General features: G+C 71.1%; 27 protein-coding genes and 2 pseudogenes. 18 read left to right on the forward strand and 11 right to left on the reverse strand.

Annotated features, from left to right (window positions below):
- Positions 1-650: 650 nt before the first annotated feature.
- Positions 651-1,448, reverse strand: a complete 798-nt coding sequence (locus AB0J93_RS22130) for a GDSL-type esterase/lipase family protein (RefSeq protein ID WP_363924214.1) — start codon at positions 1,446-1,448, stop codon at positions 651-653.
- Between the two features lie 3 nt (positions 1,449-1,451).
- Complete coding sequence (locus AB0J93_RS22135) at positions 1,452-2,084, reverse strand: NAD(P)-binding oxidoreductase (protein ID WP_363924215.1); 633 nt, start codon at positions 2,082-2,084, stop codon at positions 1,452-1,454.
- Between the two features lie 68 nt (positions 2,085-2,152).
- Between AB0J93_RS22135 and AB0J93_RS22140 the strand changes: the two genes are divergently transcribed.
- Both AB0J93_RS22140 and AB0J93_RS22145 read left to right on the forward strand, forming a co-directional pair.
- The gene (locus AB0J93_RS22140) at positions 2,153-2,767 is read left to right on the forward strand and encodes a TetR/AcrR family transcriptional regulator (RefSeq protein WP_363924216.1); all 615 of its coding nucleotides are present in this window, start codon (positions 2,153-2,155) and stop codon (positions 2,765-2,767) included.
- Positions 2,768-2,893: 126 nt separating this feature from the next.
- Positions 2,894-3,301, forward strand: a complete 408-nt coding sequence (locus AB0J93_RS22145) for a nitroreductase family deazaflavin-dependent oxidoreductase (protein WP_363924217.1) — start codon at positions 2,894-2,896, stop codon at positions 3,299-3,301.
- 65 nt (positions 3,302-3,366) lie between these two features.
- Here the strand turns inward: AB0J93_RS22145 and AB0J93_RS22150 are convergent, their stop codons facing one another.
- From AB0J93_RS22150 to AB0J93_RS22160, 3 genes and pseudogenes are all read right to left on the reverse strand, one after another.
- Positions 3,367-4,050: a hypothetical protein gene (locus tag AB0J93_RS22150; RefSeq protein ID WP_363924218.1), complete on the reverse strand. Its 684-nt coding sequence runs from the start codon at positions 4,048-4,050 to the stop codon at positions 3,367-3,369.
- Positions 4,051-4,107: 57 nt separating this feature from the next.
- Positions 4,108-4,639: pseudogene (locus AB0J93_RS22155) on the reverse strand (GNAT family N-acetyltransferase).
- 51 nt (positions 4,640-4,690) lie between these two features.
- Positions 4,691-5,529: pseudogene (locus AB0J93_RS22160) on the reverse strand (aminoglycoside phosphotransferase family protein).
- A gap of 184 nt (positions 5,530-5,713) precedes the next feature.
- Here AB0J93_RS22160 and AB0J93_RS22165 point away from each other — a divergent pair.
- A complete protein-coding gene (locus AB0J93_RS22165) occupies positions 5,714-6,043 on the forward strand; it encodes a hypothetical protein (protein WP_363924219.1) in 330 nt (109 codons plus the stop codon).
- A 58-nt stretch (positions 6,044-6,101) separates the two neighbouring features.
- The gene (locus AB0J93_RS22170; protein ID WP_363924220.1) at positions 6,102-6,461 is read left to right on the forward strand and encodes a VOC family protein; all 360 of its coding nucleotides are present in this window, start codon (positions 6,102-6,104) and stop codon (positions 6,459-6,461) included.
- A 107-nt stretch (positions 6,462-6,568) separates the two neighbouring features.
- On the opposite strand, the gene AB0J93_RS22175 is transcribed toward AB0J93_RS22170, so the two are convergent.
- Positions 6,569-6,796, reverse strand: a complete 228-nt coding sequence (locus tag AB0J93_RS22175; RefSeq protein ID WP_363924221.1) for a hypothetical protein — start codon at positions 6,794-6,796, stop codon at positions 6,569-6,571.
- Between the two features lie 132 nt (positions 6,797-6,928).
- On the opposite strand from AB0J93_RS22175, the gene AB0J93_RS22180 reads away from it, so the two are divergent.
- The 7 genes from AB0J93_RS22180 to AB0J93_RS22210 all read left to right on the forward strand — a co-directional run bounded on the left by AB0J93_RS22180 (position 6,929) and on the right by AB0J93_RS22210 (position 13,168).
- Positions 6,929-7,426 (forward strand): DinB family protein, encoded by a 498-nt coding sequence (locus AB0J93_RS22180; RefSeq protein WP_363924222.1) that lies wholly within the window; start codon positions 6,929-6,931, stop codon positions 7,424-7,426.
- Between the two features lie 86 nt (positions 7,427-7,512).
- On the forward strand, positions 7,513-9,090 hold the full coding sequence (locus AB0J93_RS22185) for a phenylacetate--CoA ligase family protein (RefSeq protein ID WP_363924223.1): 1,578 nt from the start codon (positions 7,513-7,515) through the stop codon (positions 9,088-9,090).
- 2 nt (positions 9,091-9,092) lie between these two features.
- Positions 9,093-9,533 (forward strand): DUF4188 domain-containing protein, encoded by a 441-nt coding sequence (locus AB0J93_RS22190; protein ID WP_363924383.1) that lies wholly within the window; start codon positions 9,093-9,095, stop codon positions 9,531-9,533.
- Positions 9,530-10,603 carry a hypothetical protein gene (locus AB0J93_RS22195; protein WP_363924224.1) on the forward strand — a complete coding sequence of 358 codons (1,074 nt, stop codon included), beginning with the start codon at positions 9,530-9,532 and terminating at the stop codon, positions 10,601-10,603. The genes AB0J93_RS22190 and AB0J93_RS22195 overlap by 4 nt, the downstream gene beginning before the upstream one ends.
- Positions 10,604-11,563: a nitroreductase gene (locus tag AB0J93_RS22200; RefSeq protein WP_363924225.1), complete on the forward strand. Its 960-nt coding sequence runs from the start codon at positions 10,604-10,606 to the stop codon at positions 11,561-11,563.
- Positions 11,564-11,747: 184 nt separating this feature from the next.
- Complete coding sequence (locus AB0J93_RS22205) at positions 11,748-12,590, forward strand: PHP domain-containing protein (protein WP_363924226.1); 843 nt, start codon at positions 11,748-11,750, stop codon at positions 12,588-12,590.
- Positions 12,587-13,168 (forward strand): histidine phosphatase family protein, encoded by a 582-nt coding sequence (locus tag AB0J93_RS22210; RefSeq protein ID WP_363924227.1) that lies wholly within the window; start codon positions 12,587-12,589, stop codon positions 13,166-13,168. Before AB0J93_RS22205 ends, AB0J93_RS22210 begins: the two co-directional genes overlap by 4 nt.
- 116 nt (positions 13,169-13,284) lie before the next feature.
- Here AB0J93_RS22210 and AB0J93_RS22215 read toward each other — a convergent pair whose 3' ends face one another.
- The 4 genes from AB0J93_RS22215 to AB0J93_RS22230 all read right to left on the reverse strand — a co-directional run bounded on the left by AB0J93_RS22215 (position 13,285) and on the right by AB0J93_RS22230 (position 18,460).
- Positions 13,285-14,103: an S-methyl-5'-thioadenosine phosphorylase gene (locus AB0J93_RS22215; protein ID WP_363924228.1), complete on the reverse strand. Its 819-nt coding sequence runs from the start codon at positions 14,101-14,103 to the stop codon at positions 13,285-13,287.
- The gene (locus tag AB0J93_RS22220; protein ID WP_363924229.1) at positions 14,100-15,872 is read right to left on the reverse strand and encodes a DUF1996 domain-containing protein; all 1,773 of its coding nucleotides are present in this window, start codon (positions 15,870-15,872) and stop codon (positions 14,100-14,102) included. The genes AB0J93_RS22215 and AB0J93_RS22220 overlap by 4 nt, the downstream gene beginning before the upstream one ends.
- A gap of 153 nt (positions 15,873-16,025) precedes the next feature.
- Positions 16,026-17,414: a hypothetical protein gene (locus AB0J93_RS22225; RefSeq protein ID WP_363924231.1), complete on the reverse strand. Its 1,389-nt coding sequence runs from the start codon at positions 17,412-17,414 to the stop codon at positions 16,026-16,028.
- Entirely contained in the window at positions 17,411-18,460 is a 1,050-nt protein-coding gene (locus AB0J93_RS22230) for an NAD-dependent epimerase/dehydratase family protein (RefSeq protein ID WP_363924232.1), read from the reverse strand. The genes AB0J93_RS22225 and AB0J93_RS22230 overlap by 4 nt, the downstream gene beginning before the upstream one ends.
- 124 nt (positions 18,461-18,584) lie before the next feature.
- Here AB0J93_RS22230 and AB0J93_RS22235 point away from each other — a divergent pair, with 124 nt between their 5' ends.
- Genes AB0J93_RS22235 through AB0J93_RS22265 form a run of 7 tightly spaced genes read left to right on the forward strand, consistent with a single transcriptional unit; the run spans position 18,585 to position 23,940 of the window.
- Positions 18,585-19,244 carry a glycosyltransferase family 2 protein gene (locus tag AB0J93_RS22235; RefSeq protein ID WP_363924233.1) on the forward strand — a complete coding sequence of 220 codons (660 nt, stop codon included), beginning with the start codon at positions 18,585-18,587 and terminating at the stop codon, positions 19,242-19,244.
- Entirely contained in the window at positions 19,241-19,900 is a 660-nt protein-coding gene (locus AB0J93_RS22240; RefSeq protein ID WP_363924234.1) for a TIGR04282 family arsenosugar biosynthesis glycosyltransferase, read from the forward strand. The genes AB0J93_RS22235 and AB0J93_RS22240 overlap by 4 nt, the downstream gene beginning before the upstream one ends.
- On the forward strand, positions 19,897-20,538 hold the full coding sequence (locus AB0J93_RS22245) for a class I SAM-dependent methyltransferase (RefSeq protein ID WP_363924235.1): 642 nt from the start codon (positions 19,897-19,899) through the stop codon (positions 20,536-20,538). Before AB0J93_RS22240 ends, AB0J93_RS22245 begins: the two co-directional genes overlap by 4 nt.
- Positions 20,511-21,749: a molybdopterin-dependent oxidoreductase gene (locus tag AB0J93_RS22250; protein ID WP_363924236.1), complete on the forward strand. Its 1,239-nt coding sequence runs from the start codon at positions 20,511-20,513 to the stop codon at positions 21,747-21,749. The genes AB0J93_RS22245 and AB0J93_RS22250 overlap by 28 nt, the downstream gene beginning before the upstream one ends.
- Positions 21,746-22,192 carry a hypothetical protein gene (locus AB0J93_RS22255; protein WP_363924237.1) on the forward strand — a complete coding sequence of 149 codons (447 nt, stop codon included), beginning with the start codon at positions 21,746-21,748 and terminating at the stop codon, positions 22,190-22,192. The genes AB0J93_RS22250 and AB0J93_RS22255 overlap by 4 nt, the downstream gene beginning before the upstream one ends.
- A 24-nt stretch (positions 22,193-22,216) precedes the next feature.
- On the forward strand, positions 22,217-22,927 hold the full coding sequence (locus AB0J93_RS22260) for a response regulator transcription factor (protein WP_363924238.1): 711 nt from the start codon (positions 22,217-22,219) through the stop codon (positions 22,925-22,927).
- Positions 22,924-23,940, forward strand: coding sequence for a HAMP domain-containing sensor histidine kinase (locus AB0J93_RS22265; RefSeq protein WP_363924239.1), 1,017 nt, complete (start codon positions 22,924-22,926; stop codon positions 23,938-23,940). The genes AB0J93_RS22260 and AB0J93_RS22265 overlap by 4 nt, the downstream gene beginning before the upstream one ends.
- Positions 23,941-23,983: 43 nt before the next feature.
- Here the strand turns inward: AB0J93_RS22265 and AB0J93_RS22270 are convergent, their stop codons facing one another.
- Positions 23,984-24,196 carry a DNA-binding protein gene (locus AB0J93_RS22270; RefSeq protein WP_363924240.1) on the reverse strand — a complete coding sequence of 71 codons (213 nt, stop codon included), beginning with the start codon at positions 24,194-24,196 and terminating at the stop codon, positions 23,984-23,986.
- Between the last annotated feature and the right edge of the window lie 15 nt (positions 24,197-24,211).

Here is a 24,211-nt window from a genome sequence, read left to right on the forward strand (position 1 = left end):
AGCAGGGTGGCACCAGTTCCTGACCGCTGCGGCGGAAGGCGACGATCTGGCTGCCGCCGGCCTCCGGTCCTTCACCACACATCACATGAGCGACGTAGTCCTCGGTACCGTCGTGATCGACGTCAGCCGAGACATAGGACAAGACGTTCACCGCTCGGCTGGAGGCATCGCGAACGTACTGGCCGTCCCGGACGGACATCCGCCCCTTGGCGCAGCTGGCGTCCGCGGTCGCGCCCCAGGTCGGGACCGTGATGGTGGCCGACCTGAAGGGGCCAAGGCTCGAACTTGGCTCGCCTGCCTGCTGTTCGGTCGGCAGCGCCGTCGGCAGCGGTCCGGGGTCGGCTCCTGGAGGCGTCGGTGGGCTGTCGGTGCCGACGGTGACGGCGGTGCCCAGTGCCACGGCGGCGACCGCGAGTCCGGCGACGGCGGTGGCGATGCGGCGTCGACGCCAGCGCGACACCTGCAGATACGCCGAACGAAGCAGCGCCGGTGTCCTGGCCCGGACAGACGCGTCAAAGTCAGGAGCACGAGGGTCCACGTCCGTCTCTTCTCGGCTGAGCATCAGGGGTGATCTAACAGCCAAGACGACCAGAAGCGGGAAAAAAGGTTGCGGCGTACGACGGCTTTCCTTGACCCATTGCCTTGCCGTACTACGTGGCCAGCCATTCAGCGGCGAGTTCGGTGATGATCGCGCCGCCCCGGTCGTTGAGGTGAATGTGGTCGACGTGCAGTTCGCGTCCGCCGTTACGGGCGACCTCGTCCCAACTTCGACCGAACAGGTAGTGCTGGGTCGCCGCGCCGAAGGCCAGCGGGAAACTGAAGTCGTACGGTGCGGGGTCGCCGACGCGCTGCCGGAGGATGTCGGCCAGCTGCTCGTGTACGGGCAGGTAGTCGACCTGGGCGCGGGTCGCGGTCTGCATGATCACGGTGTTGTACGTGCTGAGCTCCCGGTTGAGTTCGGCGTCGAGGTCCTCGCCCAACGGCGGCAGGGACAGCAGCGCGATCCGGGCGGTGGTGCGGGACTTGACCCGGTCGACGATCGCGCTGAGGTTGTCCCGGTACTGATCCAGCGGTACGTCGTCGCGCACGTCGTTGCCGCCGATCAGGATCAGGACCGCGGCGGGGCGGCACGCGATGATGTCGGTATCGACCCGCTGGCGTAGGTCGGCGCTGGTGTTGCCGTTGATGCCGGCGTTGACGAACTCGTATCCGCGATGTTCGGGCCGTTCGCGAAGCGCACTCACCCAGTCGGCGCCGAGCCGACCCTGGGTCGAGCTGGAGCCGGCTGCGACGACGGTGGGGGGCGCGCCCGGAGCGCGGCCGTCGGCGCAGGCTTCGGTTGGTGGGTTGGCGGCCGGCCGACCGAAGGCGAGGTATCCGACGGTGCCTGCGGCGCCGAGTACGCCGACGAGCAGCAGGCACCCGGCGATGATGATCCGCTTCTTCATCCGTCAGTACCCCAGCGAGATGGTGTGGCCGGCGGTGGTGGGGTCGTCCAGTGCGGCGAGGATGGCATGTGCGAGATCGACGCGGGCAATGGTGAAGCCTCCGCGGACGTTGCGGTCGACGGCGGTACGGTAGGGACGGTGTCTGCCGTCGGTGAGGCGGGGCGGGCGCAGGATCGTCCAGTCGAGCGCACTGTCGCGGACTGCCTGCTCGGCGCGAGCGAAGTCGGCGAATTCCTCGCGGAGGTAGCGCCGCAGCATCGGCTTGACCACGGTTCGGGTGAACGGGCCGTCCCCGGCGTCGACGACGTGTCCGCTCGCGGTGACGACGATCAGGCGCCGGGTGCCCTCGGCGCGCATCGCAGTGATGATCGCGGAGGCGCCGTCGGCACACACCGAGGCATCCGTTCCGACGCGTGGGCCCAGTGCCGACACGATCGCGTCCTGGCCGGTCACGGCTGGCCGGATCGCCTCGGGGTTCATGGCATCGGCGATCACCGGTTCGAGTCGTGGGTGGTCGATCTGCGGCAGACGCGCCGGGTCGCGCACGACAGCGGTGACGTGGTGGCCGGCAGCGAGCGCCTGGCGCGTGACATGTCGTCCAGTGCCGCCGGTGGCGCCGAAGACGGTGAGGCGCATGCATGCCTCCAAGGGGTTAGTGATTACTAACCCCGATAATGGGCTAGTAATCACTAACCTGTCAACCGATGAGACGAGGCGACATGAGCACCCGGGAGCGGATCCTCGACGCGGCCGAGAAGATCCTGCGGACGCGCGGCGTCGCGCTGGCCACGACGAAGGAGATCGCGCAGGCCTCGAAGGTCTCGGAACCCACGCTCTACAAGTACTTCGACGACAAGGAGCGGCTGCTGCTCGCCGTCCTCAAGGAAAGGCTGCCCGGCCCGTCCCGGATCTCGGTCCGGCCAGGCGTCGGCGATGTCGAGGACAACCTCGCCGAACTCGCGCACGCGGCCCTGGACTTCTACCAGCAGTCGATACCCATGCTGGGCGCGCTCCTCGCCGACCCGAAGCGCATGGCCGCACACCGGGTGGCGATGAACCGGCACGGCGGTGGCCCCGACAAGGCGGCCGCCATCTTCGCCAACTACCTCCAGGCCGAGCAGGCCATCGACCGCATCCGCCCCGACGCCGACCCGAACGCCGTCGCGTCCCTCCTGGTCGGCGCGTGCTTCCACGCCGCGTTCCTGCGCTACTACGCGGAAGGGCCGACCGCCACCGCTGCTCCGCGCGCCACCGCCGAGGCGTTGACCCGGTCCGTTGTCCGTCCACTCCTGCCGTTGTCCGCGTCCCATGGGCAGTGACCACCAGCCACGGAGAGTCGGTAGCCGAAGCTCGCGTGGTGCCCGGTCGCGTCACGGTGTGAGGCGGAGCCGGAACTGTCAGAATCGGACTCAAGGAGCCGGTACGCACTTTGTCGAGGGGAATACATGAGCGACTGGAACGACAAGGTCATCGCCGAGTTTCGCGCCAACGGCGGGCAGGTGGGTGGTCACTTCGCTGGCGAGCCGCTGCTGCTGTTGCACACGGTCGGCGCCAAGAGCGGGCAGCCTCGCGTACACCCGATGATGTACCAGAAGGTGGACGGCGGCTATGCCGTGTTCGCGTCCAAAGCCGGCGCGCCCACCAACCCGGACTGGTACCACAACCTGCTCGCTCATCCGCACACTCGAGCGGAGATCGGGACGGACACGGTCGAGTTGGTCGCCCGAGTCGCCACCGGGGGCGAGCGGGAACGGATCTGGAACGCGCAGAAGGCCGCGTATCCAATCTTCGCTGACTACGAGCGGAAGACCACCCGCCAGATCCCCGTCGTCGTACTGGAACCTGCGCCGTAGCGGGCCAGGGGCGGGACTCGGAAAGGTCGACACGTCCCGGTCACGATGCCGAGGTCAAGGGCCGGTCAGGTCGCTGCGGCGCCCGGGTATCCGATCGCGGTGATCTCCCCGTACAGCCCGGCAACGGTCACGTCCGGATTCAGAGCCTGCACCACGACGTCGCTTAGCGGGCGGTGCGCGACGATGTGCTCGACGGCCTTCCGGTTCACCTCGATCTCGTAGTAGTCCTCGGCGAACTGTGCGTACTGGTCGACGATGTCGTCGAGCAGAACCTCGAGCAGGTCGGTGCCGTCCGGGGCGTTGCCGTCGTACGCTCCGCCGGTTGCCGGGAAGGTGATGCCTTGGCCTGTGTACCAGCGGTCGTCACCGCAGAGCCGCCACAGGACAGCGGTGGCGAGGAACTGTCCCTCCTCGTCGCCGAACGCCGGCTCCTCGATCTGCGGACGGAACACCGACGGAATGCCGTCGAGCAGACCGGGCCACAGCTCTCGGTCCGCATCGCGGTAGGGCGTCATCGCCGACTCATGGTCGAACACCCGGATGAACGCGCCGTCGGCGGTGAACACGACCGCCCACTCGTCACCGCTGCCGTTGTTCATCACTGCCGCCTCGTCGTCACCCCAGGCGCGGGTGTACGCGTAGTAGGGCTCACCACTGTCGACGATGCAGTCCAGCACGGCAAGTGCCTTGCAGCGATCCCGCAGCACGTCGATGGAAGGCAGCTTGGCGGCGATGTCGTACACGGTCACCCGGAGAACCTACGCGCAACCGCACCACGCGAAGATGGTCGGGCGGTCCCCTGCCGGTCAGCCGGCCAGCTTCTCGAAAAGTTCGTTCGTCGTGTCGTAGTACCTCGCCGTCCGGCCGACGTACGTCATGCCGAGCCGCCGGCAAACGGCCTGGGAGGCGTGGTTGTCCGGGTTCGTGACCGCGATGACCCTCGTCAGACCCAGTCTGAACGCGTCGTCCAGGACCGCCGCCGCTGCTTCGGTGGCGGTAGCCGTGCCCCCAGGCGTCCGGATGCAGGTGCCAGCCGATCTCGACATCGGTCGGGCCGCCGGTAGGTTCGCCAGCCGACAGGGGAATCGGTTTGAGCAGGAGGTTCCCTACCAGCTGGCGGTCCGTCGCGGTGGTGATGGCCCAGATCCCGTGGATCGAATCGTCGATGGCGCGTCGGCGTGCGATCGAGGCGAGAGCGTCCTCGCGGCTGTTCATGAGTGTCGGCTGCGCGCCCAGGTATCGCACCACCTCCCAGCGGGACTCGAGATCCAGAAGGAAGTCGGCGTCCTCCTCGTGCCAGGGACGCAGCAGCAGGCGATCGCTCGCGATGGTGCGCATCTCACCCAACCTAGTGCTCCGGCCGGGGCCGAGGGAGTAACAGGGCGGGTATCACTGTTGCGGCCCCGGCTTGGTGACAGTGCTGGCCATGTATTCGGAGAGGATCTCGGCGAGGATGCGTTGCGCGTTCGCGAACTCTGCTGCGTCCTCGGGAGCGTCGAAGGTCGAGGAGAAGGTGGCGAGGGTTTTCCAGAGGGCCCAGCCACGGCCGCGCGCCCACGTCGCATCATCCACCGACAGTCGGGCGCGGAGTGCCTGCCGGCCGTCGGCGGTCAGCAACGTCCAGGCGATCGCCAGATCGCAGGCCGGGTCGCCGACGCCGCATGTCCCGAAGTCAATGACGGCCGCCAGCTGGCCGTCAGCAAGCAGAAGGTTGCCCTGGGCGATGTCCCCATGGAACCACCGGTCGACACCGTCCCAGCGGGCGTCGAGTGCCGTCGCCCAGATCTCGCGCACCAGCTCGGCATCGACGTGGTCGTCCAACTCTGCGAGCGCCTGCTCAACGGCCGCGGACCGCCAGCGGCATCGACGGCCCGCAAGGCCGCCAGGAACTCCGCCAGGTCGATCGCGAATCGCGCCGGGTCGGCGATGCGGTCCGGGCTGGCCGGCTCGCCGCCGAGCCATCGGTAGATCGACCACGGGTAGGGATAGTCCACATCTGGCTTGCCTCTCGCCACCGGGGTGGGAATGGGCAGCGGCAGCCGAGCAGCGAGGGCCGGCAGCCACCGATGCTCCTTGTCGACCGCCAGGGCGTACTCGGCAGCGCTGGGTAGACGCACCAGCAGGTCGGGACCGAGGTGGAAGGTCCAGTTGTCCCAGCCACCGTTGGCCACCGACTCGATCGGGAGGTCGGCCAGGTGCGGGAACTGGTCGGCGACGAGCCGACGCACCTGTTCCGCGTCGACGGTGATGCGCTGCGGCACGGGGCCGAGATCCGGAACGTCACTCACTGAATCGTCCTCGTCTGACTGTGGAGGTCTGAGCGCGATCTGGTACGCGAGCGACAGTAGCCCGTCGATCAGTCATCGAACGTGGCGTACGGTGCGATGGCACCGGTTGTCGGTGGGGGTCGCCATGGATGAGCAGGACTTCTGGGTACGGCTGGAGTTCCGCATCTGCACGGAGTTCCAGGGCTTCGAGGACCGGCACCTTCGGCGGTACTGGTGCGACGGTCTGGTAGCCGAGCAGTACGAGTTGCTGACCGCCGAACCGAGTATCCGTGGCCGGGCCTGGTGCGGGCCCAGCGGCCAGGAGCCTTGGCGGTTCGTGCTGCGCATCGGCCGAGGCCCCCGAACGCGTGCGGAGATCCCTTGGCCGGCGCTGCTTCCCAGGGAGCAGGCAACGGGATGGCTGTCCGCCGACCCGCGACGCAGGACCATGCTGATAAGCCCTGCGGTCGGCTAGCCCTGTGCGACAGTGGTTCATGCCGTTGAGCAGATACGACCTCAGAGCGTCGGTCGCGGTGTCCGACATCCAACGGGCGATCGCGTTCTACGAAGGCAAGCTCGGCCTCCAGGCATTACAGTCCGGCCCCAGCGCCCAGATCGCCGACGGCAGCCGCATCTATGGTTGCGGTGGCAGGATGGCGCTGAATGTCTACCAGTCGGTCACTGCCGGGAAAAGCCCGGCGACCCTGGCGACCTGGTACGTCGACGACATCGACCAGATCGTCGACGAGCTCGTCTCGTCCGGCGTCGACATCATCCGGTACGACCAGTTGGACCATGACGCCAGGGGAATCACCGCTCGGGCCGGCGGTGGACGCATCGCGTGGTTCCAGGATCTCGACGGCAACACCTTCGCCCTCGAATCCGACGCCTGACGCCCCGGCTACAGGCTGCCGGCGGAAGGTCTCCGACTCGCTGGGACGCAGCCCGGCCGCCAGGTCAGACGATGCCGCCGAATCAGCCATAGGTCGCTGAGGGGGCCCTACCGGCGTCGGTTGCGGGGATGCTTCTTGGCCGTCCGCTCGTTGCCGTGTTTGTAGTTGCCGGTGACGCGCGCCATCAACTCCTGCGGATCCTCGGTGTTGACGTCGATCAGGAATCGGGCCGCGGCGGCACCCCGAAGCACCACGGCGGGGCGGCCGTGATGGAGCAGTTCCACGTCCCCGTTCTTGCGGAGTCGATAGGTGAATCCCTCAGGTACGCCGGGCATCGCCGTATCGTCCTCGCCAGCAGCGCCACACGCGACCGAATTACGCTGCCGACCAGGGCCCTCGGTCGCCGCACCGAGCCGCCGCCCGCGATGCCGCTGCCGGCCCGCTACCGAAGGTGGGATGCTTCGGCCATGGTTTCCTTTCCGCCCACCTTCGCCGAGCAGGTCGTCGCACAGCCCGCCAAGGCCCAGTTCGAGGCGTTCATCGACGAGCACCGCAGAGCGCTCACCGACTGTCTGGACGGGCTCACCGAGGAACAGGCCCGCCGGTCGTTGGTGGCCTCCCGGACCACGCTGCTGGGTCTGGTGAAGCACGCGACCTTCGTCGAGAAGGTCTGGTTCGACGAGGCCGTCACGTGCCGGTCGCGCGCTGAGATCGGCATCCCGGCGACGCCGGACGACTCGTTCATCCTCGATGACGGCGACACGATCGCCGCCGTCCAGCGCGCGCACCGCGAAGCCTGCGCGGCGTCACGGCAGGCGACGTCGTCCCTGGGTCTGGACGACATGTTGCGCGGCAACCGGCGGGGCCCGCTGCCGCTGCGGTGGGTGTACCTGCACGTGTTGCGCGAACTCGCCCAGCACTGTGGGCACGCCGACATCCTCCGCGAGCAGTTGCTCAACGAGTAACACGTGAAGCCGGCTGGGTAGGGGTACTCAGCGGGGACCGTGCGCGGGCTCAGGTGTCGACGTTCCGGCGTGGACAGGATGTCGTCATGGCCGAACTGCCACACCGACACTCCGCTCTGCGTACCGCCGAATCTCCGTTGCCGGCCGTGGCCGCGCGGGCCCGGCAGGCCATCCTGGCGACCCTCGGCCGGCTGGTCGCCGCGCTGAGCCGGCTCGCCGGCCACCATCCCGCCGGGTGGCGGTGGCTGGCGCGGCGGCATCATCCGGTGCTGGACCGGCTGGCTGCGGCGAACGCAGCGACGATCTGCGTACGAGCAGCCCGGCAGGTGCCCGCCTACCGGGCCTTCCTGCGGGCCCGCCCCGCCGGTACCCGGCGCCGGTTGGGCGACTTTCCGGAGACCGACAAGCTCGGCTACGTGATGGCCTACGACGCCGCGGCGCGTTGCTGGGGAGGACGGTTGCCCACCCGTGGGGTGGTGGTCGACGAGTCGGCCGGCTCGTCCGGGCAGCCGTTCAACTGGCCCCGCGGGGAGCGGGAACTGCGCGCGGTGCACCGCGACATCGCCGGCTACACCGGGCTGGTGTTTCCGATGCGCCGACCGTTCGTCATCAACGCCTACTCGATGGGCGCCTGGGCGACCGGGACGACGACCGGCGCCGCGATGGCCCGCATCGCCGTGGTGAAGAACACCGGCCCGGACCTCGGGAAGATCGTCGACACGCTCCGTGAATTCGGTCCCGACTTCGACTACCTGGTGACCGCGTACCCGCCGTTCCTGAAACACCTGCGCGACCGGCTCGACGCCGAGGGCTTCCCGTGGTCGCGGTACCGCATCTTCGCCAGTTGCGGCGGCGAGGGAATGACCGAGGCACTGCGCGACTACCTGGAGCAGCGGTTCGCGCTGGTGCGTTCGGCGTACGGGGCTTCGGACCTGACCATCGGCATCGGTGCGGAGACCCGGCTGACGGTGTGGCTGCGACGGCGGTTGCAGACCGATCGCGCCCTGCGGACCGCGCTGCTCGGCGCCGACGAGCAGCGGCTGCCGATGGTGTTCCAGTACAACCCGTTCAGCACCTACCTGGAGACCAACGAGCGACGGGAACTGGTCTGCACGGTCACCACCGACGTGCTGCAACCTCGGTTGCGCTACAACATCGGGGACGAGGCGCTGCTGGTGCCGTACCGGCGGATCGTCGAGCTGGCGCAGGCCGACCCGGTACGCGGGGCCGAGTTCCGCACCACCGTCTCGGTCGAGCGGATGACCCTGCCGGTGCTGCTGCTGTTCGGGCGGCGCGATTCCACGGTCTCCTACCTGGGAGCCAACCTCTACCCCCAGGACGTCGAGTACGGCCTCTACACCGGCAATCCGCACGCCGCCGAGATCAACCGGTTCTGTCTGGCGTTGGTCGAGGACGCGGCGCTGGAGACCCGGCCGGTGATCCACCTCGAACTGCGTCGCCCGTTGGCCGCCGCGCAGCGCGACACGCTCGCCGCCGCGTGCCGCAGCGGTGTCCGCCGGCATCTCACCTCGGTCTCGCGGGACTTCGCCCAGTCTCTCGTGGAGGACCCGACCGCCGGTGACCTGCGGGTGGAGTTGCACGAACCCGGCAGTGGCCCGTTCGCCGGGCAGCAGAAGATCAAGAACGTCTACCTGGTGAGGTGACCATGCGTACCCGCGACTTCTCCCGCGCTCCCGCCCAGGCCCGCGCCGGTGCCATGTTCATCGGTGGGACCCGGTACGCCAATCTCCTGGTGCTGCTGCGGCTGGCGCCGGCCTGGTTCCGGATGGTCCGGGACATGCGCCGGATGTCCGGCTACTGCTGGCACACGGTCTACTGGCAGTTCCCGTTGACCCTCGGCACCATCGCGTTCTTCACCGACCGTGACGCGATGCTGCGGTTCGCCCGTACCCGCCATCACCGCCGGCTGATGGTCTGGTTGACCGACGGCACCCGCAATGCCACCGCCGGGTTCATCCGGCTCTACAGCGCCGCTCCGGACGGGTACTCCAACGGAGCGTGGCGGGCCGAAAGCTCGGAGATGGGACACATCACGACCTTCACCCCGCTGGGCGCGGAGACGACCGGTCCGGCGGTCCGGCGGTGAACAGCCACCGGTTCGACCGCGTCAACTGCCGCCGGGACCTGCGGCAGTTCCTGGCGTTCACCGATCGGCTGTACGCCGACGAGCCGCGTCACGTACCCGTCCCCCGGCAGCAGATCCGGCGGTGGTGGCGCGACGGCGTACCGCTGTACCTGCTGCGCGACGCCGCCGGCACGGTGATCGGCCGCACCACCCTGCACACCGACTCGGCCTTCGACGCCAAGCTGGGCCGTCGGTGCCAACTGTTCGGGCTGACCGAGTTCACCGCGCCGGCCGCCGGGCCGCTGTTCGACGCGATGACCGCACACACCGACGCCGACCGGGATCTGCTGTTCGGCCCGGTGGCGCTGCTACCCAACCAGGCCGGCGGGGTGATCACCTCCGGCTACGCCGAGCGGGGCTTCGTCGACAGCGCCTGGAACCCGCCGCGCTACGTCGCCGCCTACGAGGCGTACGGGTTCCACCGCCGGTTCGAGTCCGACACCTGGATCTGCCCGGTGCCCGCCCCAGCGCAGCCGGCCCGCGTCGAGCCGGACGACGCGCGGCTGGAGCTGCACCGAGGTGATGTCCGGCGGCTCGACGACCAGCTCGACCTGCTGCGCGGGATGCTGAACGCCTCCTTCGCCCAGCTCGGCTACTACACCCCGATCTCCGCCGGACAGCTACGGCGGCAGACCGACGGCCTGGCGTACCTGCTCGACGAGTCACTGCTGCTCTACCTGACCCGCGACGGGCGGCCGGTGGCGTTCGTGCTCTGCGTACCGGACATCAGCGAGTTCCTGGTCACCGTCCGCGGCGACCTGCACCCGGTCAACCAGTTGCGGTTGCTGGCCGCGCGTCGCCGCTACCGGCGAGAGGCGGTGCTGATCGTCAAGGGGGTCCTGCCGCAGTACCAGGGACGCGGCTACCAGCGGCTGCTCTCCGCGCACCTGCACCGCAACCTGTACGCCGCCGGCTACACCACACTGCGCAGCACGTACGTCGGGCGGGACAACCCGGCGTCGGCCGCCCAGTACCGGCGGCTCGGCGGTCGCCCGCTGCACGGGTACACCTTCTACGCGAAGGAGCGGTAGGTGGACCTCGCCGCCTTCCGCGCGCTGGAGCCGTTGTGTTGGCGGGCTCCGAGCGCGCACAACACCCAGCCGTGGCGGCTGCGCTACGAACCCGGGGCGATCCACGTCGGGTGGCACCCGGCCCACACGCTGCCGGCGGCCGACCCCACCGGCCGGGACCTGCGACTGTCCCTCGGCGCGTTCGTCGAGACCTGCCTGATCGTCGCCGCCGATGCCGGCCTGCGGCTGGAGTACGTCGCCGACCACGACGAGCGGCACCGCTGGGTGGGTCGGCTGCGGCCCGCGCGGTGCCGCTACCCGACGCCCTTCCGTACCACCGATGTGTGGGAGCGTCGTACCGACCGGGGCCACTTCGCCGCCGGCCCGGCGCGGGACACGCTCGCGGCGGTCGACGCGGTTGCCCGACAGGCGGGCGGCGGCGTCCGTGCCGTGCCGTACCCGGATCGTCTCGGTGCCCTGCTGCGCGCCGCCGACCGCCGGCTGTACGCGGACCCGGCTGTCGTCGCCGAGCTGCGCCGCTGGCTGCGGCTCGATCCGACGCATCCGGACTACCACACCGACGGGCTCAACGACCGCTGCCTCGCGTTGTCGCGGACCGCCTCGGCCGGGCTGCGCGCGGTGCTGGCCGCGTACCCGGTGCTGCGGCCGCTGGGATTGCCGACGCTGCTCGCCGCCGCCGACGACCCGCTCGCACGCGGCGGCGCGGTGCTGGTCCTCGTCGGCCCGGCGGACCTCGACCGACCTGGCCAGGTCGAGTTCGGCCGGGTGCTGCTGCGGGTCTGGCTGGCCCTGCACACCACCGGCCTGGCAGCGCATCCGCTGAGCCAGCTCATCGACGTCGCCACCACCCGGACGGCGCTCGGTGCGCTGCTGGACGTCGCACCGGACCGGCTGTTGCACGTCGCCCGGGTGGGTCGGCCCAAGCGTCCGGCGCCCCGTTCGGCGCGCCGGCTCGGCTGATCTGACCGCAACCCGAGTCACGGCAGCAGGGGTACGGTCACCGTGTTGGCCACGGCTCCTTCCAATGCGCGGCAGGATGCCCGTCGCAGATGGAAATGGCCGATCGTCCTGTTCGGTCATCCGACCGGTCGGCGGGGCAGTTGCCGACCGCGCCTGACCCCCCGGCGACCGCGGAGGTTCTCTGATGCCCTTACCCCCGGACAGTCATGTGCACAGCGAGTGGTCGTGGGACACCCCGGTCGGCGACATGGAAGGGTCGTGCGTGCGGGCCGTCGAGCTCGGGTTGCCCGCGATCACGTTCACCGAACACCTGGACCACACCGCCTGGCGTGTCGCGACCGAGGGTCCGTACGTCTCGGACCACCTGACGGCACTCGCCGACGCGAGCGGAATGCTGACGCCGCCCGCGTTCGATGCCGCCGGATACCTGGAAGCGGTGGAACGCTGCCGGGAACGATTCCCTCAGCTACGCATCCTCAGCGGTCTCGAGCTGGGCGAACCCCATCGCCACGCCGATCAGATCGCGCGGGTACTGGCCACCGGCCGGTTCGACCGCCTCCTCGGTTCCCTGCACACCCTCCCTGATCAGGAAGGCTTCGCCGAGCCCTGGGCGATCTATCCGCACCGGGATCCCTACGAGCTGGTCCGGGCGTACCTCGCCGACGTTGCCACCATGGTCACGACCAGCGACATGTTCTCCGTGCTGGCGCACATCGACTACCCGGTCCGCTCCTGGCCGACCGACGACGTCGGCCCCTTCGATCCCACCGACTTCGAAGACGAGTTCCGCGAGACGTTGCGGGTGACCGCGCTGTCTGGTCGGGCTCTGGAAGTCAACACCCGGCTGCCGTTGCACGCGACCGTGCTCAGCTGGTGGCACGAGGAAGGTGGCGACGCGATCACCTTCGGCAGCGACGCGCATCTGCCGGCCTTCGTCGGACACGGCTTCCGGGAGGCCGCGCAGCTGGCGGAGGCGCACGGCTTCAGACCCGGCAGGAGCCCCCACGACCTCTGGGGTCGGGGATGAGCGGCATCCGGACGCCGACCGAGATCGTGCTGGTCCGGCACGCCCGGTCCGTCCCACCGACCGCCGACGGTCCGGACGAGTTCACCCGCCCGCTGACCACGGACGGGCTGCGGCAGGCGCAGGAGCTGGTAACGGCGCTCACCGAGCTGCGGCCGGTAGCGGTGTGGTCCAGCCCGTACCGGCGCGCGATCCAGACCGTCCAGCCGACCGCCGACGCGCTCAGCCTGCCCGTACGCACCGTGATGGAGCTGCGCGAATGGGACGACGGCCTCGCCTTCACCGAGGTCTGGGAGCGGCATTACGTCAGGAGTTGGGCGGACCTCTGCTACGCGCGCCCGGGAGGTGAGAGCCTCGAGCAGCTCAGCGTCCGCGCCGTCGAGGCCGTGCGGACGCTCGTACGCCGCCACCCTGGCCGGGTCGTTCTCGTCGGCAGCCACGGCACCTTCATCTGCCGGGCGTTGGCCGGCTTCGGCGTGCCGGTCAGCTGGACCACGGTGCGGCAGATGCCGATGCCCGCGGTCTACCGGCTTCGCTTCACCTACCCGAGCACCAGTCCAGAGGTGTCCGGATGGACCTGATCACCACGGCCCGGAGCTGCCCGGTCACCGGCACGTCCGGCTCAGCCGACCTCCGCCACGGTAGGAGAAGGCCGGCTGAGTCGGGCGGACGAGGGTTTCCCGGCGCCGGGCCACCGTCAGGGCAGCTCGAACGGGAGGGTGATGCCGTCCAGGCTGTGCGGACAGGGACAGTCCCGCTCGACCGGGAGCGCGGCGACCGCGTCGAGCAGCAGCCCGCGCAGCCGCTCGGTGTTCTCGCCGAAGACCCGGAACACCTCCTGCTGGGTCACCCCGTGACCGCTCTCCACGCCGGCGTCCAGATCGGTCACCAGAGCGATGGAGCTGTAGCAGAGGGCCAGTTCCCGGGCGAGAATCGCCTCCGGGTGGCCGGTCATGTTGATGACCGCGCCGCCGATCGCCGTGTACCACCGGGATTCGGCGCGGGTGGAGAAGCGCGGCCCCTCCACCACCACCATGGTCCCGCCGTCGTGCGCGGGCACCGACCGGCCGGTGGCAGCCGTCAGCAGGGTACGCCGCCCGACCGGGCAGTACGGGTCGGCGAAGGAGACATGCACCGCACCCTGCTCGTAGTACGTCTGCACCCGGCCGCTGGTCCGGTCGATGAGCTGATCGGGTACCACGAACGTGCCGGGCCCGAGTTCCGGCCGCAGGCCACCCACGGCGCACGGCGCGAGCACCTGGCGTACCCCGAGCGACCGCAACGCCCACAGGTTGGCCCGGTAGGGGATCCGGTGCGGAGGATGCCGGTGGTCGCGGCCGTGCCTCGGGAGGAACGCCACCGTACGGCCACCGATGTCGGCGATCGTCACCGCGTCGGAGGGTGCGCCGTACGGCGTCTGGACGACAAGTTCGGTGGCGCCGTCGAGCAGCGCGTAGAGGCCCGAGCCGCCGATGACGGCAAGCTCGGCGGTCGGGGCCGCTGTCCGGGGATTCACGAGCAGTTCCTGCCCTTGTTGATGCAGGTGACGATGTGCTTCATCGTGCGGGTGGAGTTGACGTTTATGAAGTCGTCGTGGTCGGAGAAGGGGTTGTGGTTCTCCTCGGGGAAGGAGTCCAGCGCGTACTGACCCTTCTCCTGCACGTCCCGGGGGATGTCGTAGGAGATGGTGATCCGTAGCTGCGGGATCGCCCGGAAGCCCTGCGGGCAGGCGCCGGTGGCCGGGTCGGCGAAGGCGACATGGCTGCGGTGGTTTTCGCTGTCGATGTTCCGGCCGTCCCAGCAGCCCGGGAAGTCGTGCACGCGCTGCACCTGGCTGCCGACCGGGCAGATCGGGTACTTGTCGGCGAGCCGGTCGGCGAAGCCGGAGCACGTCCACGAGGGGCGGGCGTTAGCCGGACCGCGGCTGGTGGGCTTGGCGTCGCCGGTGAGCGCGCGCAGGAACCTGGGCATCGGCACGACCTTGCTGACCGGGTTGCCCCGGTACTCGATGAGCACCTGGGCGGGACGGACGATGCCACCGGTGTTGCCGGGCAGTTCGAAATCGGGCCCCTGGGGTTCCGGCAGCGCGGACGCCGTCGGGCTGGGTGCGTTGCCCGGTGTGGTGGGTTGCGGGTTGCCGGTCGCCTGGTCGAGGGTGCAGGCGGCGAGCGCCTCCAGGCCCTGGGGCCGGGTGGTGTGGCGTCCGATGGCGATGCCGATCCGGTCGAGCACGGCGATCCGCTTGGCCTTCAGCGGGCCGACGATCGCGTTGTCCACGAAGTTGGGGCCGCCCTGACCTCGGCTGGTGGCGATCCGTTCGGTGGCCTCGGAGATCTGCCGGTCGAGCTCGTCGAGGTTGCGGTTGACCTCGGCGACGGCCGGGGCCGGAACTCCGGGCAGCCTGCCCCGCACAGTGGGGCAGCGCAGCCGTGGGTTCGCGACAGGGCCCGCCGTGGCGCTGGCGGCGTGGCTGGGGCCGTGCATCGAGGCGTGCATGCCGTCGTAGCTCACATCGCAGTCGACAAGTGACACCAGGCCGGGCGGTCGGGCCGCGCCGGCGGAGCGCAGAGCGCTGCTGATGCTTCGGATCAGCATTGCGCGGCGGGTCCGCAGCGCGTCGAGGACCTGCGTGTTGAGGGCGGCGTCGACGCGACCTCGGCTGGCGGCCATCCGCCGGCCGGCCTGTGCGTGCAGACGATCCAGTTCCGCGAGGCGCCGGTCGACGGTGTCGCGGACCCGGAGGGGGACGGCGGGCAGCCGGTCCCGCACGGAGGGACAGACGATCATCGGTTCGGTCCGGGCGAGGGCCTGCGCCACCCGGTCGCCGCTGCGGACCGTTCGGTCGATGCGTACGACGGGCCAGAAGTACGACGACCTGTCGCCGTTCTTGCAGGTGGTGCCGGATGCGGCAAGGTCGGCGTCGGACGAGTCCGCGGTGATGGCCAGGTTGCCGACGAAGTCGTGCACATGTTCGGCACCGTTCTTGACCCCGGGCTGTGCGACCGGGTTGTCCGGGCTGAACTTGCCGTTCCCGTTGGTACCGCAGTCAACGGTGAACCGGCCGGTGGCGGCGCCGAAGGCCGGCTTCGGGTTCGGCACGTTGGGCCGTACGTTCTCGATCGGCGCGAACTGCGCGAGGTTTGTCGCCGCGTCCGCGGTGCCGTTGCCGCCGCCGGAGACGAAGGTGACGGTGAGCGCGCCGGTGGCGGCGAGCACCGCCGCCGCCATGGCGATCCGGACCGCTCTGGCCGGGGTCGGCCGGTAGCGGCCGTTTCCTCTTCTCATGGGTTCTCCTCAACGTCACTGACACGTCGGCTGCGGTGGTGCCACCGACACCGCGGGATACGGTCCCTTGTGTGGGGAAGGGTCAATATCCGGCGGGTATGTCACTGTTTGGTAAGAACTTCCGCCACCTGGCGCCGGCGACCGCCGCCGGGCCTACCACGACGTCAGGAGCAGATGGTTGATTGCGAGGGCCACCGCTGCCTGCGCCGCGAGCCAGGTGCGGCGGCCGGTGGCAGGGATCAGAGCGGCACCGGCCATCAGCCACCCGGTGAAGGGCAACCAGATGCGTTCGACCTCGGCCTTGCTGTAGCCGGACAGGTCCGCGGCGACGATCGCCGCCGCCGCCGCGACGGGCAGCAACCAGCAGGCGTACCCGAGGGTGTCGTGCTGCGGACGCAGCAGACCATCCACCGGCCGCAGCGACGAGGCCGCCTGCCATCCGGCGACTGCTGCACGGCGGAGGATGACGGCGGCCGCCGGGCCGGCGGCGACGACCAGGATCGCGAGATTGGCCCAGACCCAGTAGCCGTACGCTCGCCGGCTGGCGATGCCCTGGTAGTAGCGCTCGATGACCAGGTGATAGCCGGTCAGCCAGTCGAAGCCGGCGACCGTGAACGCGCCCGCGACCAGTGCCACGCCGGCGAGCGCCCACCACGCGGTGGACCGGTGCCGGCGCCCCAGGAGCACGACCGCCACCGCGATCGGGACCATCAGCACCAGTCCGTAGGAGAGGTAACAGCCGAAACCCAACAGCGCGCCACCGACGAGCGCGCCGACGGCACTCCGCCGGGTGACGCCGTACGCCAGCAACGCGACGCCGGTGGCGGTCACCCCGGCGAACAGACCGTCGGCGGAGACTCCGGACCAGACCGCCCCCGGGAACAACGCCGCGAACGGCAGCACGGCCCGCGCCGCGTCGGCGGTGCCGAGCAGCCGCACGGTGTGCGGCACGGCGACGGCGGTGAGCGCTGCCGTCAGGACGCACAGCGCCCCCGCCCAGCCGCCACCGCTCAACCCGACCCGGTCCAGCCAGACGAACACCAGCAGCGCTGCGGGCGGGTGGCCGGACACGTGGGTGGTCCAGGAATCCGGTTGGAAATCGAGGATCCGGGTGGTGAAGGCGCCCAGCATGGCGGGGATGTCGGTGACGCCGGGAACCTCGTGCAGGTACTCGTGGTCGGTGGTCAGCCGGCCGGCGATGCCGCGCTGCCAGCCGTCGACCAGTGCCAGCGACAGCGTCCAGGCCACCGCGGTGGCGTAGGACAGGACGAGCAGCCGCCGCCAGGGCAGCCGGGCCACCAGCGCGGGTCCGCGCCAGCAGACCAGCACGGCCACCGCCAACGCCAGCGGGGTGCCGGGGCCGACGTGCGGCTGCCAGTGCGCGTACAGCGGCGCCGCACTGGCGTGCACCGGACGTCCCAGCAGGTGGAGCAGGCCGCCGATACCGGCGGCGGCGGCGAACAGCCCGACGGCGACCAGGACGGCGATCAGGTCGGCCCGGGCGGTGGTACGCCGCAGTCGGGCGCGCAGCGCCGTACTCATCCGCGCAGTGGTGCGTGGGCGAACTGCCGGACTCCGTCGGCGAGGCGGACCGCCGCGCGGAATCCGAGTTCGGCCTGGGCACGGGCCGGTGAGGCGACCACGTGGCGTACGTCGCCGAGCCGGAACTCGCCGGTCACCACCGGCGTGGGCCCGCCGGCGGCCCGGGCGAGTTCGGCGGCCATCTCCCCGATGCTGGCCGGGTGGCCGGAGGCGACGTTGTAGGCCCGCCAGCCGGTGCGGCTACCGGTGGCTGTCACCGCCGCGAGGTTGGCCGTCGCCACGTCGTCGACGTGGACGAAGTCGCGTCGCTGGCGGCCGTCCTCGAACACGCGCGGGGCCCGTCCCGCGGCCAGCGCGGACCGGAAGATCGCGGCGACGCCGCTGTACGGCGTGTCGCGCGGCATGCCGGGGCCGTACACGTTGTGGTACCGCAACGCCACCGCGGTGCCACCGGTCTGCCGGCACCAGGCCGCCGTGAGGTGTTCCTGGGCGACCTTGGTGGCGGCGTACCCGCTGCGCGGGTCCAGTGGTGCCTCCTCGTCGATGAGTCCCGGCTCCACGGTCGCGCCGCAGGCGGAGCAGGCGGGCTCGAATCGCCGGGCGGCCAGGTCGGTGGCAGCGCGTGGGGCTGGGCGTACCGCACCGTGCCGGGCGCAGGTGTAGGCACCCTCGCCGTAGACGACCATCGAGCTGGCCAGCACGAACCGTTGAATGCCCGCACGGGCCATCTCGGCGAGCAGTACGGCGGTGCCGAGATCGTTGCAGCCGACGTACTCGGGCAGGTCGTCCAGGTCCACGCCGAGCCCGACCATGGCCGCCTGGTGCACGACCACGTCGACGCCGGTCAGGGCGGCGGCGACGGCGGCCCGGTCGCGCAGGTCGACCCGGCGCAGCGGGGCGCCGGCCACGGCGTCCGGCAGCGGCGCGCGGTGCGCTCCCGGATGGCCGGCGTCCACGACGGACACCTGATGACCGGCACGGTGCAGCGCGGTGACGACATGGGTCCCGATGAAACCGGCTCCGCCGGTGACGAGTACGTGGGTCACGGCGACGACGCTAGAACCAGCCGGGCGCCGGAGTCGGCCGTGACGGGCAGCCGTCAGCGTCTCGTAAGACTTCATCATCGGCTGGTAATACCTGGCCCGCTCGATCCTGATTAGCGTCCGCGACATGACCGATGTGGTTCTTCCCTGCCGTGACGAGGCACCGGCACTGCCCGGCCTGCTGGCCCGGATACCAGCCGGCTACCGGCCGATCGTGGTGGACAACGGCTCGACCGACGACTCGGCCGAGGTGGCTCGCGCCCACGGCGCGGAGGTGATCAGCGTGGCCGACCCCGGCTACGGTGCCGCCGTGCACGCCGGTGTCGTGGCGGCCGACCCCGTCGACGGGGTGGTGTGCGTGATGGACGCCGACGGCTCCTTCGACCCGGCGCAACTGCCCCGACTGGCCGCGTGCGTACGCACCGGTCAGGCGCAGCTGGCCACCGGCCGACGCCGCCCCGTCGGGCGGGGAGTGTGGCCGCTGCACGCCCGGGCCGCCAACGCCGTCCTCGCCCTCCGGCTGCGCCGCACGACCGGTCTGAACGTTCACGACATCGGCCCGATGCGGGCGGTACGCCGCGACGACCTGCTGGCACTGGGGCTGCGTGACCGGCGGTTCGGCTACCCGTTGGAGCTGCTGATCGAGGCGGGCCGGGCCGGTTGGCGGGTAGTCGAGATCGACGTCGACTACCACCCGAGGGCAGCCGGCACCCGCTCGAAGGTGACCGGCACCCTGCTCGGCACCGCCCGTGCCGTACGCGACATGAGCGCGGTGCTGGCCCGGTGACGGCCCCCCAGGTTCTGGTGCTGGCCAAGGCACCGACACCCGGACGGGTCAAGACGCGGCTCTGCCCACCCTGCACCCCCGAGCAGGCCGCCCGGGTCGCCGCCGCCGCGCTGGCCGACACCCTCGACACCGTCACCACCGCCACGGCCGGTTCCCGGGTTCTCGTCCTCGACGGCGACCACCCTGCCCCGCCGGGTTGGGCGACGCTTCCCCAGCGCGGCGAGGCCCTCGGCGACCGCCTCGCCAACGCGTTCGCGGATGCCCGGACACCCGGCACACCCGCCGTGCTGATCGGCATGGACACCCCGCAGCTCCGGGTCGGGCACCTCGACACGGCCCGGGAGCTGCTCGCCACGGCGGGCGGCCCGGACGCGGTGCTCGGCCCGGCCGCCGATGGCGGATGGTGGACGTTGGGCCTGCGCGATCCCGGCCACGCCACCGTGCTGCGCGCCATCGCGACCTCCACGGCGACCACCGGCCGGCATACCTTGATCGCGTTGCGTCGTCGCGGCCTGCGGGTACGCCTGCTGCCCTGTCTGTCCGACGTGGACACCGCAGCCGACGCCCACGCCGTGGCCACGTTGTGCCCGCCGGGCAGCCGGTTCGCCCGCGCCGTCGCCGCCGAGGTGCCGCATCCCGCACCGGTCGCCCGGTGAACGCCGTCGCGGTCTTCGACACCGCGATCGACCGGGCCGCGGCCGGCATTCCGGCCGCGTTCACGGCCCGGCACCCCAGCGGCGGTGTTCACCGATTCGACCCGGCCGCCTGGTGCCGTGACGTGATCGCCGGCGACGATGCGCTGATCGGGTGCTGCACCGGCCACACCCTCGACGTCGGCTGCGGCCCCGGCCGGCTCACCGGCGCCCTCATCGACGCCGGCCGGCCGGCCCTCGGCATCGACGTCAGCGCCAGCGCGGTTCGGCTGGCCCGCCGTCGTGGCGCGCCCGCCCTGCAACGCGACGTCTTCGGTCCGGTGCCCGGTGCCGGCCGCTGGCGGCACCTGCTGCTGGCCGACGGCAACATCGGCATCGGCGGTGACCCGCACCGGCTGCTTCGTCGTTGCCGTCAACTGCTGGCCGCCGACGGGCACCTCCATGCGGAGCTGGCACCGGCGGGCACGCCGGCCTGGTCCGGAACCGCGACGGTGCAGACCCCGGACGGGGCCGACCGTGCGCTGCCCTGGGCCTGCGTACCCCTCGACGGCCTTCCCGGGCTGGCCGACGCCACCGCGATGCGCGTGCTCGACACCTGGACGGAGGCGGGTCGGTGGTTCGCCACCCTGACACCCCGGTGACCGGCCGCGCGACGATGCTGCGGCGCCTCGCCCGGTGGTGCCTGGCACCGTTGCCGGCGCCGCCGGTGGCGCTGCGGCGCGGACCGCTGCGCCCCGGGGTGTTCCGGTCCCGGCTACGGTCGACCCGGCTGACCGGCCAGCTCGGCGTCGCCCTCGGTCTGATGTTCGGCATCTGCTTCGTCACCGGTCTGCTCAGTCATCTGATCCAGCACCCGCCGGGCTGGTTCTGGTGGCCGGCCCGCCCGGTCGGGCTCTACCGGTTCACGCAGGGCCTGCACGTGGCGACCGGGCTCGCCTCGATTCCGCTGCTCGGCGCCAAGCTGTGGTCGGTGTACCCGCGCCTGTTCAGTTGGCCGCCGGTCCGCTCGATCGCCCACGCGGCCGAACGTGCAGGCACCGGCGTGCTTGTCGCCGCAGCACTGTTCCTGCTGGTCAGCGGCGTGCTCAACGTCTCCCGCTGGTACCCGGCGATGCCGTTCTTCTTCACCGCCGGGCACTACTGGGTGGCCTGGCTGGCGGTCGGCGGGCTCCTGGTGCACATCGGCGTACAGCTACCGGCGGTCCGCGCCGCGCTCGCCCGCCCCACCGACGAGCCACGGCAGGACGGGCTGAACCGGCGTGCCCTGCTCGGCGGCGTCGCCGCCGCGTCCGGGCTGATCACCCTGACCACGGTTGGGCAGACGATCCGACCGTTGAGCGGTCTCGCGGTGCTCGCCCCACGCCACCCCGGTACGGGGCCACAGGGCCTTCCGGTGAATCGGACCGCGGACGGTGCCGCAGTGCGCGCCGCAGCCCTGGATCCGGCGTACCGGCTGTGGGTCGTCGGACCGGGTCGCCGCGTCGGCCTGGACCTCGCCGCCCTCTACGGGCTTCCGCAGTACACCGCGGAGCTGCCGATCGCCTGCGTGGAGGGCTGGAGTGCCACCGGGACGTGGACCGGCGTGCGGTTACGCGACCTGGTCGCGCTGGTGGGTGTCGATCCCCGACGCTCGTCGGCCCTGGTCGAGTCACTCCAGACGGGCGGCCGCTACCGGGCCTGCACGGTGCCGCCGGAACACCTGCGCGACCCGCTTACCCTGGTCGCGCTGCGGTTGGGCGGCGAGCCCCTGCACCTCGACCACGGCTATCCGGCGCGGCTGATCGCACCCAATCGGCCCGGCGTGCTGCAAACCAAATGGATCAGCCGGATCACCGTACCGGGGACACGATGAGGACCCGGACCGGGTTGGTCGTCGGTGGTTGCCTGCTCATGGCGTACGCCGTCGTCGGCGCTCTCACCGACGCCGACCTGGCGCCGGCCGGGGTGCTGCTCTTCCTGGCCGCCGTGCTGGTGGGCCACGACGTGGTCTGGATGGCGGCGGTCCTGACCGTCGGTGCCGCGCTGACCCGCGTTCCACCACGCTGCCGGCCGGCGGTCCGCACTGCCGCGATCACCGCCGCAGCGGTCACCGTGGTGGGACTGCCTCTCGCCCTGGGGTTCGGTCGCTCCGCCGACAACGCCTCGGTGCTGCCGTTGCCGTACGGTCGCAACCTGGTCGCCGTCCTGCTCGTCGTCGCCGGCACGACGCTGCTGGCCTGCGTGGTGCCGGTCCGGCGGCGCGAGGCGGCAGCAGACCGTAAGGAATCCGAAAGACCCGCCGAGGGTCGTCCGTGACCCCCGGTCGATAGCGTGGTGCGGATGGGACACCGGGTGTTAGTGGTCGACGACGACCCGACGGTCAGTGACGTCGTCCGACGTTACTTGGAGCAGGCCGGCTGCGAGGTCCAGCTGGCCGCCGACGGCGCCGACGGCCTCGCCGCGATCGCCGCCCAGCGCCCCGACCTCGTGGTGCTCGACCTGATGATGCCCGGGATCGACGGCCTTGAGGTCTGCCGCCGGATCCGGCGGCAGTTGCCCGACCTGCCGGTGGTCATGCTCACCGCGCTCGGTGAGGAGGCCGACCGGGTCCTCGGGCTCGAGGTCGGCGCCGACGACTATGTCACCAAGCCCTTCTCCCCTCGCGAACTCGTGCTGCGGATCCGCTCCGTGCTGCGCCGCACCGCCGCGCAGACCGCCCACCCCAGCGTCTCGGCGAAGCTGACCGACGCGGCGCTGACCGTCGACACCGCCCGCCGCGTCGCGACCATGGATGGTGCACCGTTGTCGCTGACCGCCCGGGAGATCGATCTGCTGATCTTCTTCATGCGCCATCCCGGGCGGGCGTGGTCGCGCAGCGACCTGCTGGACAAGGTCTGGGGATGGCAGTTCGGCGACCAGTCGACGGTCACCGTCCACGTCCGCCGGCTGCGCGAAAAGATCGAGAACGACCCGGCCGACCCGCAACGCATCCGCACCGTCTGGGGCGTCGGATACCGGTACGACCCACTCGATGAGGAAGCCGGCCAGTGACCGACACGCTGCTCATCGGGCTGTACGCCCTCGCCGCCGGAGGTGTCGTCGGTTTGGCCGGCGCCGCGGCGCTGCGGCTGCTGCGCGGCCGATCGATTCTCGTGCACATCCTGGTGCTGCTCACGGTGACCGTCCTCGCCGTGGTCGCCGGCGTCGCCACGGTCGCGCAGGCGATGTTCCTGTCCGCGCACGACCTGTGGGTCGTTCTCGTCACGGTCAGCGCCTCCGCGGTGATCAGCCTCGCCGTCGGCGCCGTTTTCGGCAGCCGGCTGGCCGCTGCCGCGGTCTGGGCCCGGGCAGCCCGGGAGCGCGAACGGCGGCTGGAGGCCGGCCGCCGCGAACTCGTCGCGTGGGTGTCACACGACCTGCGTACCCCGCTGGCCGGGTTGCGGGCCATGGCCGAGGCCCTGGAGGACCGCATCATCCACGACCCGGCCATCGTCGACGAGTACCACCGGCGGATCCGGGTGGAGACCGACCGGATGGCCCAGCTCGTCGACGACCTGTTCGAGCTGTCCCGGATCAACGCCGGCGCGCTGCGGCTCATGCCCACCACCGTGCCGTTGCGCGACGTGGTGTCCGACGCGATCGCCGGCGTCGCGCCACTTGCCGCCCGCCGCCGGATCCATCTGGTGGCCGCGGACAGCGGCTGGCCCAGCGTGCGGGCAGGCGAACGCGAACTCGCCCGGATCGTCAGCAACCTGCTGATCAACTCCGTCCGGTACACCCCGGAGGACGGCACCGTGCACATCGCCGCCGGCCACGAGACCGACAACGTGTGGTTGGCCGTCTCCGACACCTGTGGCGGCATCCCCGGCGAAGACCTGGACCGGGTCTTCGACGTCGCGTTCCGCGGTGAACGCGCCCGCACCCCCGCAGCGGCCGATTCCGGCGGTGGCGGCGGACTCGGCCTGGCCATCGTGCGCGGCCTCGTCGAAGCGCACGGCGGCCGGGTGAACGTACGCAACACCGACCGCGGCTGCCGGTTCGAGGTACGCCTGCCCGCCACCTGACGCGAGCCGGCGCGAAGATCCAGCCGGCGGTGAGCCGCTACCGTCAGTCGGCGAAGGTGAGGTCACGTTCGGTCAGTGCCGCCGCCAGGATGCCGATCGCCTTCGGCCCGACGCCGTGCAGGGCGAGCAGATCGCGGCGGCTGTGGGCGGCCACCTGATCGAGGGTCGTGATGCCGGCTTCGAGTAGGGCGCTGTTGGCCGGTCGGCCGATCGGCGGCAGGTCACCGATCTGCGCCGGCACATGGCGGGTACTCATGCGATCACGATAGTC

This window comes from Micromonospora sp. NPDC049374 (assembly GCF_040677165.1).
In the GTDB taxonomy this organism is placed as follows: domain Bacteria; phylum Actinomycetota; class Actinomycetes; order Mycobacteriales; family Micromonosporaceae; genus Micromonospora.

Bases quoted from the DNA above. Each gene is read 5' to 3' on its own strand.
- AB0J93_RS22135 (WP_363924215.1), bottom strand. From the start codon at position 2,084: ATGCGCCTCACCGTCTTCGGCGCCACCGGCGGCACTGGACGACATGTC.
- AB0J93_RS22145 (WP_363924217.1), top strand. From the start codon at position 2,894: ATGAGCGACTGGAACGACAAGGTCATCGCCGAGTTTCGCGCCAACGGC.
- AB0J93_RS22235 (WP_363924233.1), top strand. From the start codon at position 18,585: ATGACCGATGTGGTTCTTCCCTGCCGTGACGAGGCACCGGCACTGCCC.
- AB0J93_RS22165 (WP_363924219.1), top strand. From the start codon at position 5,714: ATGGATGAGCAGGACTTCTGGGTACGGCTGGAGTTCCGCATCTGCACG.
- AB0J93_RS22140 (WP_363924216.1), top strand. From the start codon at position 2,153: ATGAGACGAGGCGACATGAGCACCCGGGAGCGGATCCTCGACGCGGCC.
- AB0J93_RS22225 (WP_363924231.1), bottom strand. From the start codon at position 17,414: ATGAGTACGGCGCTGCGCGCCCGACTGCGGCGTACCACCGCCCGGGCC.
- AB0J93_RS22130 (WP_363924214.1), bottom strand. From the start codon at position 1,448: ATGAAGAAGCGGATCATCATCGCCGGGTGCCTGCTGCTCGTCGGCGTA.
- AB0J93_RS22210 (WP_363924227.1), top strand. From the start codon at position 12,587: ATGAGCGGCATCCGGACGCCGACCGAGATCGTGCTGGTCCGGCACGCC.
- AB0J93_RS22175 (WP_363924221.1), bottom strand. From the start codon at position 6,796: ATGCCCGGCGTACCTGAGGGATTCACCTATCGACTCCGCAAGAACGGG.
- AB0J93_RS22255 (WP_363924237.1), top strand. From the start codon at position 21,746: ATGAGGACCCGGACCGGGTTGGTCGTCGGTGGTTGCCTGCTCATGGCG.
- AB0J93_RS22270 (WP_363924240.1), bottom strand. From the start codon at position 24,196: ATGAGTACCCGCCATGTGCCGGCGCAGATCGGTGACCTGCCGCCGATC.
- AB0J93_RS22180 (WP_363924222.1), top strand. From the start codon at position 6,929: ATGGTTTCCTTTCCGCCCACCTTCGCCGAGCAGGTCGTCGCACAGCCC.
- AB0J93_RS22205 (WP_363924226.1), top strand. From the start codon at position 11,748: ATGCCCTTACCCCCGGACAGTCATGTGCACAGCGAGTGGTCGTGGGAC.
- AB0J93_RS22190 (WP_363924383.1), top strand. From the start codon at position 9,093: ATGCGTACCCGCGACTTCTCCCGCGCTCCCGCCCAGGCCCGCGCCGGT.
- AB0J93_RS22220 (WP_363924229.1), bottom strand. From the start codon at position 15,872: ATGAGAAGAGGAAACGGCCGCTACCGGCCGACCCCGGCCAGAGCGGTC.
- AB0J93_RS22260 (WP_363924238.1), top strand. From the start codon at position 22,217: ATGGGACACCGGGTGTTAGTGGTCGACGACGACCCGACGGTCAGTGAC.
- AB0J93_RS22185 (WP_363924223.1), top strand. From the start codon at position 7,513: ATGGCCGAACTGCCACACCGACACTCCGCTCTGCGTACCGCCGAATCT.